This window comes from Mesorhizobium sp. CNPSo 4661 (assembly GCF_057784215.1).
Window position 1 is genome coordinate 24,250 of record NZ_JBWGIO010000038.1, and the last position, 10,327, is coordinate 34,576.

Genomic DNA, 10,327 nt, shown 5'->3' on the forward strand with positions numbered 1-10,327 from the left:
GGGGGACGAATATGTCGGCAACAGGCTATGCCTTGCTTGGGTTCGTGACTTGGACCCTCTTACTGCTCATATGGATGGAAATCCTGCGCACGTATCTTGTGGTGAGCGGCCGCGTTCCGGCAAATGGATTCGCGCCGGACAACGCCGGTCTTTCGCCCTTCTTGCAGCGGCTGGCGCGCGCCCACGCCAATTGCATCGAAGGCCTTCCCATATTCGGAGGTCTCATGGCCCTGGCCATGATGAGTGCGCGCGCCTCGATTACCGACCCGCTCGCATATTGGTTTCTCGGCGCGCGGCTGGTGCAGTCGGCCATTCATTTGACGTCGACAAGTCCGGCCGCCGTCAAGGCTCGATTTTCGGCGTTTGCGGTCCAGATGGCCGTCGGCCTCTATTGGGCGATAGAGCTGCTGACCAGCTAAGGCGTCTCACCGTTTCATGGAAACGCTGAGTCACCAAGGTTGCGGTTCGTTAGCCGCAAATCGCCGCTTCAGCGCGGCAGCACCGTCGATCCCATCAGCGCCTCGTCGATCGAGCGCGCCGCCTGGCGGCCCTCGCGAATCGCCCAGACCACCAGCGACTGGCCGCGGCGCACGTCGCCAGCGGCATAGAGCTTGTCGACGCTGGTCCTGTAGTCGCGGTCGTTGGCCTCGACATTGTTCGAGCGGCGGCTGTCGGTGACGACCTTGATCTCGCCGTCGAGCTCCTTCATCAGGCTGTCGCTCGCCGGGCCGGCGAAGCCGATGGCGATGAAGGCGAGATCGGCGCGGATGACGAACTCGGTGCCGGCGATCGGCTTGCGCCTGTCATCGACCTCGCAGCAGCGCACACCGGTCAGCTGGCCTTCCTCGCCGATGAACTCTAGCGTCGCCACCTGGAACTCGCGCTCGGCGCCCTCGGCCTGAGAGGAGGACGTGCGCATCTTGGTCGCCCAATAGGGCCATACCGAGAGCTTGTCTTCCTTCTCCGGCGGCTGCGGACGGATGTCGAGCTGGGTCACGCGCACCGCGCCCTGGCGAAAGGCGGTGCCGATGCAGTCGGACGCGGTATCGCCGCCGCCGACGACGACGACATGCTGGCCGCCGGCGATGATCGGGTGCGAGGGCCACGCCACCGACTGGATCGGCTCGCCGCCGACGCGGCGGTTCTGCTGCACCAGGTAAGGCATGGCGTCATAGACGCCGCTGAGGTCGCTGCCCGGAATGCCGGCCGGACGCGGGGTTTCCGAACCGCCGCAATAGAGCACGGCGTCGAATTCGGCGAGCAGGTCGGTCACCTTCATGTCGACGCCGACATTGACGCCGCAATGGAAGGTCACCCCCTCGCCCTGCATCTGCTCGATGCGCCGGTCGATATAGTGCTTCTCGATCTTGAAGTCCGGAATGCCGTAGCGCATCAGTCCGCCGGGACGGCTTTCGCGCTCATAGACATGCACGTCGTGGCCGGCGCGACCGAGCTGCTGCGCCGCCGCCATGCCGGCCGGACCGGAGCCGATGACGGCGACCCGCTTGCCGGTCTTCCGCTCCGGCGGATAGGGCCGGATATGGCCGGTTTCGTAGGCCTTGTCGGCGATCGCCTGCTCGACCGTCTTGATGGCGACCGGGATGTCCTCGAGGTTCAGCGTGCAGGCTTCCTCGCAAGGCGCCGGGCAGATGCGGCCGGTGAATTCCGGGAAATTGTTGGTCGAATGCAGGTTGCGGATCGCATTGTCCCAGTCGCCATTGTAGACGAGGTCGTTCCAATCGGGGATCTGATTGTGGATCGGACAGCCGGTCGGCCCGTGGCAGAACGGAATGCCGCAATCCATGCAGCGCGCAGCCTGTTTCTCGACCTCCTTGTCCGACATCGGCAGCGTGAATTCGCGGAAATGCCGGATGCGGTCCGAGGCAGGCTGGTACTTGTGCACCTGCCGGTCGATCTCGAGAAAGCCTGTTACCTTGCCCATAGTCCAGTCCCTGCTGTCCGAAGGCACGCTTTTTGTCGCGCACCCGTTAACCCCTTAAGGCTGCCATGGCAACCGCACCTTGTTGGAGCATGACCTTCGCCGAAAACCGGTTCCCACTTTTCGGGGTCATGCTCTCGGGGTCAGGATTGTTGGTGAGGATGCCGGCCGGGAAGTCGTCTTCCCGGCCATGCCCGAAACTATTCCGCCGCCACGCTCATGCGCATGCGTTCCATCTCGATCAGCGCGCGGCGGTATTCCACCGGCATGATTTTTCGGAATTTCGGCCTAAAATTCTGCCAGTCGTCGAGGATCTCGCGGCCGCGCACCGAACCGGTGAAATGCACGTGGTTCGAGATCAGCTGGTAGAGCCGTTCCTCGTCATGGCTGGTCATGTCGCCGGAGACGTCGACGCGGCCCTTGTGGTCGAGGTCGCCGCCGTGATGGAGCAGTTTTTCCATCAGGTCGTCCTCTTCCGGGACCGGCTCGAGTTCGACCATCGCCATGTTGCAGCGTTCGGCGAAATCGCCCTTCTCGTCCAGCACATAGGCGACGCCGCCCGACATGCCGGCGGCGAAGTTGCGCCCGGTCTTGCCGATGACGACGACGATGCCGCCGGTCATGTATTCGCAGCCGTGGTCGCCGACGCCTTCGACGACGGTGACGACGCCGGAGTTGCGCACCGCGAAGCGCTCGCCGGCGACGCCGGCGAAATAGGCCTCGCCCTCGGTGGCGCCATAGAGCACCGTGTTGCCGACGATGATCGATTCAGCCGCGACGATTCTAGCCTCTTCCGGCGGGCGGATGACGAGGCGGCCGCCCGACAGGCCCTTGCCGACATAGTCGTTGCCGGCGCCGACCAGATCAAAGGAAACGCCGCGCGCCAGGAAGGCGCCGAAGGACTGCCCCGCCGTGCCGGTGAGCTTGACGGTGATCGTATCGTCGCGCAGCCCCTTGTGCTTGAAGCGCTTGGCAACTTCGCCCGACAGCATCGCGCCCGCCGAGCGGTCGACATTGCGGATCGGCAGCTCGATGGTGACGGGCTGCTTGGCTTCCAGCGCAGGCTTGGCCAGCTCGATCAGCTTGCGGTCGAGTACGTCGTCGATCGGATGCTTCTGCCGCTCGGTCCAGTGCAGCGCCTCATGCGGCGCATCGGGCTTGAAGAACATCTTCGAGAAGTCGAGCCCGCGCGCCTTCCAGTGCTGGATGACGTCGCGCTTTTCCAGAAGATCGCTGTCGCCGATGATCTGGTCGAGATGGGTGTAGCCCATTTCGGCGAGCAGCGCCCGCACCTCTTCCGCCACGTAGAAGAAGAAGTTGATGACATGCTCGGGCGTGCCCTTGAAGCGCTTGCGCAGCACCGGGTCCTGCGTCGCCACGCCCACCGGGCAGGTGTTGAGGTGGCACTTGCGCATCATGATGCAGCCGGCCGCGATCAGCGGCGCGGTCGAGAAGCCGAACTCGTCGGCGCCGAGCAGCGCGCCGATGATGACGTCGCGCCCGGTGCGCAGGCCGCCATCGACCTGCAGCGCGACGCGGGAGCGCAAGCCATTGAGCACCAGCGTCTGGTGCGTTTCGGCGAGGCCCATTTCCCACGGACTGCCGGCATGCTTGAGCGAGGTCAGCGGCGAAGCGCCGGTGCCGCCGTCATAGCCGGAGATGGTGATGTGGTCGGCGCGCGCCTTGGCGACACCCGCCGCGACCGTGCCGACGCCGACTTCCGACACCAGCTTGACCGAGACGTCGGCCGCCGGATTGACGTTCTTCAGGTCGTAGATCAGCTGCGCCAGATCCTCGATCGAATAGATGTCGTGATGCGGCGGCGGCGAGATCAGGCCGACGCCGGGCGTCGAGTGCCTGACCTTGGCGATGGTCGCATCGACCTTGTGCCCGGGCAGCTGACCGCCCTCGCCGGGCTTGGCGCCCTGCGCCACCTTGATCTGCATCATATCGGAATTGACGAGGTACTCCGCCGTCACGCCGAAGCGCCCCGAGGCGACCTGCTTGATCGCCGAGCGTTCCGGATTCTTGCCGCCGCCGGGCAGCGGCAGATAGCGGTCGGCCTCTTCGCCGCCCTCGCCGGTGTTGGACTTGCCGCCGATGGCGTTCATGGCGCGCGCCAGCGTGGTATGCGCCTCCCGCGAAATCGAGCCGAACGACATCGCCCCGGTCGAGAAACGCTTGACGATCTCGGCCGCCGGCATGACCTCGTCGATCGAAACCTTCTTGCGCCCGGTCTCGTCCGCCAGCTTGATCTTGAACAGGCCGCGGATGGTCTGGGCGCGCGCGGTCGCGCTGTCGATCTGCGCCGAATAGTCCTTGAACGTGTCCCACGAGCCCTGCCGCACCGCGTGCTGCAGGCTGGCCACCGCGTCGGGCGACCACATATGCGCCTCGCCGCGCATGCGGAACATGTATTCGCCGCCGACCTCGAGGTTGTTGCGCAGCACCGGATCGCTGCCGAAGGCATCGCTGTGGCGGCTGAGCGTCTCGGTGGCGATCTCGTCCAGGCCGACGCCTTCGATCAGCGTCGCGGTGCCAGTGAAATACTGCTGCACGAAGTCCGACTTCAGCCCGATGGCGTCGAAGATCTGCGCGCCGCAATAGGACTGGTAGGTCGAGATGCCCATCTTGGACATCACCTTGAGGATGCCCTTGCCGATCGACTTGATGTAGCGCGAGACCACCTCGTATTCGTCGACTTCTTCCGGCAGCTCGCCACGCTTGTGCATGTCGAGCAGCGTGTCGAAGGCGAGATAGGGATTGATCGCCTCGGCGCCGTAGCCGGCCAGGCAACAGAAGTGATGCACTTCGCGCGGCTCGCCGGATTCCACCACAAGCCCGACCGAGGTGCGCAGGCCCTTGCGGATCAGGTGATGGTGCACGGCGGCGGTGGCCAGCAGCGACGGAATGGCAATGCGGTCCGGCCCGACCTGGCGGTCGGATAGGATGATGATGTTATAGCCGCCGGCGACCGCCGCCTCGGCCCGCTCGCAGAGCCGGTCGATGGCGCCCTGCATGCCGGCCGCGCCTTCGTTCGAGCCGTAGGTGATGTCGATCGTCTTGGTGTCGAACCGGTCCTCGGTATGGCCGATGGAGCGGATCTTCTCCAAATCGCCATTGGTCAGGATCGGCTGGCGCACTTCGAGCCGCTTGCGGCGCGACGTGCCGACCAGGTCGAAGATGTTCGGCCGCGGCCCGATGAACGACACCAGGCTCATCACCAGCTCCTCGCGGATCGGGTCGATCGGCGGGTTGGTGACCTGGGCGAAGTTTTGCTTGAAATAGGTGTAGAGCAGCTTCGACTTGTCCGACATCGCCGAGATCGGCGTGTCGGTGCCCATCGAGCCGACCGCTTCCTGGCCGGTGGTGGCCATCGGCGCCATCAGAAGCTTGGTGTCTTCCTGCGTGTAGCCGAAGGACTGCTGGCGATCGAGCAGGCTGACATCCTTGCGCAGCGCGCGCGGCTCGACCGGCTTCAGGTCTTCGAGGATGAGCTGCGTATTGGCGAGCCAGGTCTTGTAGGGGTGCCTGGTCGCGATCTCCGACTTGATCTCCTCATCGGAGACGATGCGGCCCTTGGCGAGATCGATGAGCAGCATGCGGCCGGGCTGCAGCCGCCACTTCTGCACGATCTTTTCCTCCGGCACCGGCAGCACGCCGGCTTCCGAAGCCATGATGACGCGGTCGTCATCGGTGACGATGTAGCGAGCCGGGCGCAGGCCGTTGCGGTCGAGCGTCGCGCCGATCTGGCGGCCGTCGGTGAAGACCACCGCCGCCGGTCCGTCCCACGGCTCCATGAGCGCCGCGTGGTACTCGTAGAAAGCCTTGCGGTCGGCGTCCATGAGCTTGTTGCCGGCCCAGGCTTCCGGGATCAGCATCATCATGGCGTGGCTGAGCGAATAGCCGCCCTGGAACAGGAACTCGAGCGCGTTGTCGAAGCACGCCGTGTCCGACTGTCCCTCATAGGAGATCGGCCAGAGCTTCGAGATGTTGTTGCCGAACAGCTCGGAATCGACCGAGGCCTGGCGCGCCGCCATCCAGTTGTTGTTGCCGCGCACGGTATTGATCTCGCCATTATGCGCGACCATGCGGTAGGGATGCGCCAGCTTCCACGACGGGAAGGTATTGGTCGAGAAGCGCTGGTGGACGAGGATCAGCGCCGTTTCGAAGCGCGGGTCCTTGAGGTCCTTGTAATAGGCGCCGACCTGGTAGGCCAGGAACATGCCCTTGTAGACGACGGTGCGCGCCGACAGCGACACGCAATAGGCACCGATGTCCTTGTTGTCGTTCTCGGCGTAGATGCGGCCCGAGATCACCTTGCGCAGCAGATAAAGCCGCGCCTCGTACTCTTCGTCGTCCGGAATGTCGGCGGTGCGGCCGATGAACACCTGCCGATGAAACGGCTCCGACGCGACGATGCCCGGCGCCTTCGACAGCGACGAATTGTCGACCGGCACGTCGCGGAAACCGATGAGCGGCAGGCCTTCCGACTGCGCCGATTCGGCGATGATCTCTTCGATATGGGCGCGCAGCGCTGCGTCCTGCGGCATGAACCAGTGACCGACGCCGTATTGGCCTGCCGGCGGCAGTTCGACGCCCTTGGCGGCCATTTCCTCACGGAAGAAGCCGTCCGGGATCTGCACCAGCACGCCGGCGCCGTCGCCGACCAGCGGATCGGCGCCGACGGCGCCGCGATGGGTGAGGTTTTCCAGCATCGCCAGACCGTCCTCGACGATCTGGTGCGACTTCACGCCCTTCATGTTGGCGATGAAGCCGACGCCGCAGGCGTCATGCTCGTTGCGCGGATCATAGAGGCCCTGCGCTGCCATGCCGTTGGCAGTTCGCAGTTCTTTGGTCAGGACGGTATTTTTAACGGCTGTCGCTTTCGTCTGCGCGGCCTGGCCGTTGATCGCAGATAGCGTCAGTTCCGTCATCGTCCTATCCTCCGTTCTCCACCTTAGCCCCGACCGTTTCAGGGCGCTGGTTTGCCTCGGGAAGCGAGAATGCTTCCCCTTCATCCTGCTGCACGTCTTGCGAAATCCATCGAACCATACGGCTATACGCCCGGTTCGCATCCGGTATCGTACAGGCCAGAGCCGGGCCGTCTACCCGCCGCTCGCGACAATGGCCGGAATGGCAGCAATGATACGCCAGTCCAGCCTGTTTTGTGCGACAAAATAAGACAGCACTACTGTCCTAAATTTTTTATGGCAGAAATCCGGCGACCACACAAGACCGATTCACAAAAAACTTGGCGGCGTCGCGACACAAAATTTCGTGACAGGCGCCGCAAACGCAAGCTTTGGTCCGGGCCTTCCGGACCTGCGGCTGGCTTCACCACTTTGCGAAGCGTTGGCCCTTGCGCTTCAACCGCCGAAGCAGTCAAGTCGCGCCGCTTTTGCCAACCATGACATGGACCTCTCGATGTTCTTTGCATCCGACAACTGGGCGGGCGTCCACCCCGACATTTCGGCCAACCTGTCGCGCCACGCCGCCGGCACCGCGACCGCCTATGGCGACGGCGATCTGGACCGCGCCGTCTATCGCCGCTTCAGCGAGATCTTCGAGCGCGAGGTGCAGGTCTTCTTCGTCGCGACCGGCACGGCGGCCAACGCGCTTTCGATGGCCGCGTTGAACCGCATCGGCGGCATCGCGCTTTGCCATTCCGAGGCGCATATGAATGTCGACGAGTTCGGCGCGATGGGTTTCTACACCGGCGGCGCACGCATGGCGCCGGTGCCGGGACCGCTGGGGCGGATGAACCCGGAGGCTCTCGACCGGGCCATCAAGCGCTATTCGCAGGATCTGGCCCCTGCCGGCCAGCCGATGGCGGTCACCGTCACCCAGGCGACCGAGGTCGGCACGGTCTACAGCGCCGACGACGTCAAGGCCATCGCCGAGGTCAGCCGCCGCCACAAGCTGCCGCTGCACATGGACGGCGCGCGCTTCGCCAATGCGATTGCCGCGACCGGCGTCAGCCCGGCCGAAATGACCTGGAAGAGCGGCGTCGACCTGATCTCCTTCGGCGGCACCAAGAATGGCTGCTGGATGGCCGACGCGGTGGTGATCCTCAATCCGGATGTCGGCAAGGATTCGCGTCTGTTGCGCCAGCGCGCCGGGCAGACCTTCTCCAAGGCCCGCTTCATCTCGGCCCAGTTCGAGGCCTATTTCACCGACGAATTGTGGTTGAGGATGGCGGGCCACGCCAATCAGATGGCAGCACACCTGGCCGAAACGATCGAGGATGCGCCGGCCGGCAGGCTCGCCTGGCTGCCGCAGGCCAACGAGGTGTTCGCCATCCTCAGTCGTGCCACAGCGGAAAAGCTGCAAGCGGCCGGCGCCAAATTCTACGAATGGGGCGTGCCGCAGGGTTTTGACGGGCATCTCGGCGACAATGAAGCCATCTACCGCTTCGTCGCCAGCTTCGCGACCACGACGCAGGAGATCGACCGTCTCGGCCAGTTGCTTGGCTGAGCTCGCAGCACTCAGGAGCAGCCGGATGACCAAGCCTTCTCTCGGTTCGACGATGCGGCTGATCCATCCGGCGCCGAATGTGCTCGGCTTCTATGATGGCCGTGTCGATGGCGTTCGCATCTGGTCGCACGAGCCGAATTGGCTCGACGACGGCGCTTACACGCTCGGCATCTGCACCTATGCGATCGTCGATGGATCGCAGGCGCTCGTCTATGACACGCACATCTCCCTGCCCATGCCCGCCTCATCCGGCGAACCCTCGAGGAGATGGGCGTGACCTCGATACGCGTCGTGCTCAGCCACTGGCATGACGACCATATCGCCGGCAACGAGGTGTTTAAGGATTGCGAGATCATAGCCAACCGCCTCACCGCCTCGGCACTCGAACGCGGCCTGGCCGACATCGAGGGCGGCAATCCACCGATCAAGCCACTGGTGCTGCCCAACAGGATTTTCGAGGACAGCCTTAGCCTGACGGTCGGAGAGATCGCGATCGAACTGCGCCAGGTCGAGATCCACAGCCATGACGGCACGGTGTTGCTGATGCCCAATACCGGCCTGCTTTTGGCAGGCGACACGCTGGAGGACTCCGTCACCTATGTGTCGGAACCGGAGCGTTTGAGCGAACATCTGATCGATCTCGAGCGCATGGCCGGCTGGCAGTTCGATCGGATCCTGCCCAACCATGGTTCCTTCGAGGCAATCGAAGCCGGCGGCTATGACAGAAGCTTCATCGCGGCGACCGAGGCCTATGTCCGAAAGCTGCTTGCCTGCCGGCAAGACCCCAACCTGGCGAAGCAGAATCTAAGGACCTTCGGCGCCGATATTTTCGCCACGACGGCGACGGAATATTTCACGCCATACGAAGCCGTTCACCGGCAGAACGTCGAGGCTGTTCTCTCGGCGGAAGCCGATAGCTAGGCGAGCAAAGGCCGCAGCAACAACTCGACGCCGAGCAGGATGAGAAAAATCAGGAACCAGCGGCGGAAAGTCGCCGGGCTGATTTTCCGGCGCAGCACCTGCCCCAGCCACATGCCGAGCAGGGCCGGCAGTACGGCAAGCGAGGACATCGCCAGATGTCCGGCCTCGAAAGCGCCATGCGAGGCAAGGCCCAGCGCCAGGGCGATCGTCGACACCGTGAAGGAAAGACCGAGCGCCTGGATCAGATCGTCCCGGCTCAAGCCCAGTGCCTGGATATAGGGGACGGCGGGCACCACGAAGACGCCGGTGCCGCCGGTGACAAGGCCAGTGAGGAACCCCACGACCGGCGACGACCAGCGCTCGGCAGGTGCCGGCACCGTCGGCTGCCGCGCGAGCAGGCTGTAGGCGGCATAGACGATCAATGCCGCGCCGAGGCCGGCGGTCGTCCATTTGACATTGTCGCTGGCGAGCAGCCGCGAGCCGGCGGTGGTGCCGATCAGGATGCCTGCCATCATCAGCCGCAGCCGGCGCAGGATGGCGGAAAAACTCGGGCCGGCGAAAAGCTGCCAGACATTGGTGATGAAGGAGGGCACGATGAGCAGCGATGCCGCGGTCACCGGCGGCATAATGGTGCCGAGCAATCCCATGGCCAGCGTCGGCAGGCCCATACCGGTCACGCCCTTGACGATCCCAGCGAGCAGGAAAGTGATTGCAACGGTGGCTGTCAGCAGCAGGGAGAAATCGGACATCGCCCTTCATGGTCCGACGCCACATGCTTCAAAAGAGCCAGAGATGCTCGTTGCCGGTGGCACAATAAAAAAGCGGCGCCACTCGGCGCCGCCAGACTGCTGACAAACCCCTGGCGTTAGCCGGGGGTTTTTGATTCACTGGGTCATGTTGAAGCGACCCGCCCCCGAACAGACCGCGCTTGAGATGGTGACGTTGGATCAGCTGGTTCCGGCTGATCATCTGCTTCGCAAGATCGATCGA

General features: G+C 64.2%; 8 protein-coding genes. 4 read left to right on the forward strand and 4 right to left on the reverse strand.

Going from position 1 to position 10,327, the window contains the following annotated elements; translation table 11 throughout:
- Nucleotides 1–11 precede the first annotated feature (11 nt).
- Entirely contained in the window at nucleotides 12–419 is a 408-nt protein-coding gene (locus AC0YKC_RS32175; RefSeq protein WP_320293112.1) for an MAPEG family protein, read from the forward strand.
- A 68-nt stretch (nucleotides 420–487) separates the two neighbouring features.
- Here the strand turns inward: AC0YKC_RS32175 and AC0YKC_RS32180 are convergent, their stop codons facing one another.
- Nucleotides 488–1,942 (reverse strand): glutamate synthase subunit beta, encoded by a 1,455-nt coding sequence (locus tag AC0YKC_RS32180; RefSeq protein ID WP_320293111.1) that lies wholly within the window; start codon nucleotides 1,940–1,942, stop codon nucleotides 488–490.
- A 197-nt stretch (nucleotides 1,943–2,139) separates the two neighbouring features.
- Nucleotides 2,140–6,876 (reverse strand): glutamate synthase large subunit, encoded by a 4,737-nt coding sequence (gene gltB / locus AC0YKC_RS32185; RefSeq protein ID WP_320293110.1) that lies wholly within the window; start codon nucleotides 6,874–6,876, stop codon nucleotides 2,140–2,142.
- A 490-nt stretch (nucleotides 6,877–7,366) separates the two neighbouring features.
- Here gltB and AC0YKC_RS32190 point away from each other — a divergent pair, with 490 nt between their 5' ends.
- Genes AC0YKC_RS32190 through AC0YKC_RS32200 form a run of 3 tightly spaced genes read left to right on the forward strand, consistent with a single transcriptional unit; the run spans nucleotide 7,367 to nucleotide 9,337 of the window.
- Complete coding sequence (locus AC0YKC_RS32190; RefSeq protein WP_488513977.1) at nucleotides 7,367–8,416, forward strand: threonine aldolase family protein; 1,050 nt, start codon at nucleotides 7,367–7,369, stop codon at nucleotides 8,414–8,416.
- A gap of 25 nt (nucleotides 8,417–8,441) precedes the next feature.
- Nucleotides 8,442–8,693 (forward strand): hypothetical protein, encoded by a 252-nt coding sequence (locus AC0YKC_RS32195; protein WP_488513978.1) that lies wholly within the window; start codon nucleotides 8,442–8,444, stop codon nucleotides 8,691–8,693.
- Nucleotides 8,690–9,337 carry an MBL fold metallo-hydrolase gene (locus tag AC0YKC_RS32200; RefSeq protein ID WP_488513979.1) on the forward strand — a complete coding sequence of 216 codons (648 nt, stop codon included), beginning with the start codon at nucleotides 8,690–8,692 and terminating at the stop codon, nucleotides 9,335–9,337. The genes AC0YKC_RS32195 and AC0YKC_RS32200 overlap by 4 nt, the downstream gene beginning before the upstream one ends.
- Here AC0YKC_RS32200 and AC0YKC_RS32205 read toward each other — a convergent pair.
- Together AC0YKC_RS32205 and AC0YKC_RS32210 are read right to left on the reverse strand one after the other, a co-directional pair.
- Nucleotides 9,334–10,086, reverse strand: coding sequence for a sulfite exporter TauE/SafE family protein (locus tag AC0YKC_RS32205; protein WP_488513980.1), 753 nt, complete (start codon nucleotides 10,084–10,086; stop codon nucleotides 9,334–9,336). The two genes, AC0YKC_RS32200 and AC0YKC_RS32205, sit on opposite strands and share 4 nt — an antisense overlap.
- Before the next feature lie 28 nt (nucleotides 10,087–10,114).
- Nucleotides 10,115–10,327 (reverse strand): hypothetical protein (locus AC0YKC_RS32210; RefSeq protein ID WP_488513981.1); only part of this gene is annotated, 213 nt, incomplete at its 5' end.

Excerpts from the sequence above, each read along its gene's own strand:
- AC0YKC_RS32175 (WP_320293112.1), top strand. The coding sequence starts at position 12 with ATGTCGGCAACAGGCTATGCCTTGCTTGGGTTCGTGACTTGGACCCTC.
- AC0YKC_RS32180 (WP_320293111.1), bottom strand. The coding sequence starts at position 1,942 with ATGGGCAAGGTAACAGGCTTTCTCGAGATCGACCGGCAGGTGCACAAG.
- gltB (WP_320293110.1), bottom strand. The coding sequence starts at position 6,876 with ATGACGGAACTGACGCTATCTGCGATCAACGGCCAGGCCGCGCAGACG.
- AC0YKC_RS32190 (WP_488513977.1), top strand. The coding sequence starts at position 7,367 with ATGTTCTTTGCATCCGACAACTGGGCGGGCGTCCACCCCGACATTTCG.
- AC0YKC_RS32195 (WP_488513978.1), top strand. The coding sequence starts at position 8,442 with ATGACCAAGCCTTCTCTCGGTTCGACGATGCGGCTGATCCATCCGGCG.
- AC0YKC_RS32205 (WP_488513980.1), bottom strand. The coding sequence starts at position 10,086 with ATGTCCGATTTCTCCCTGCTGCTGACAGCCACCGTTGCAATCACTTTC.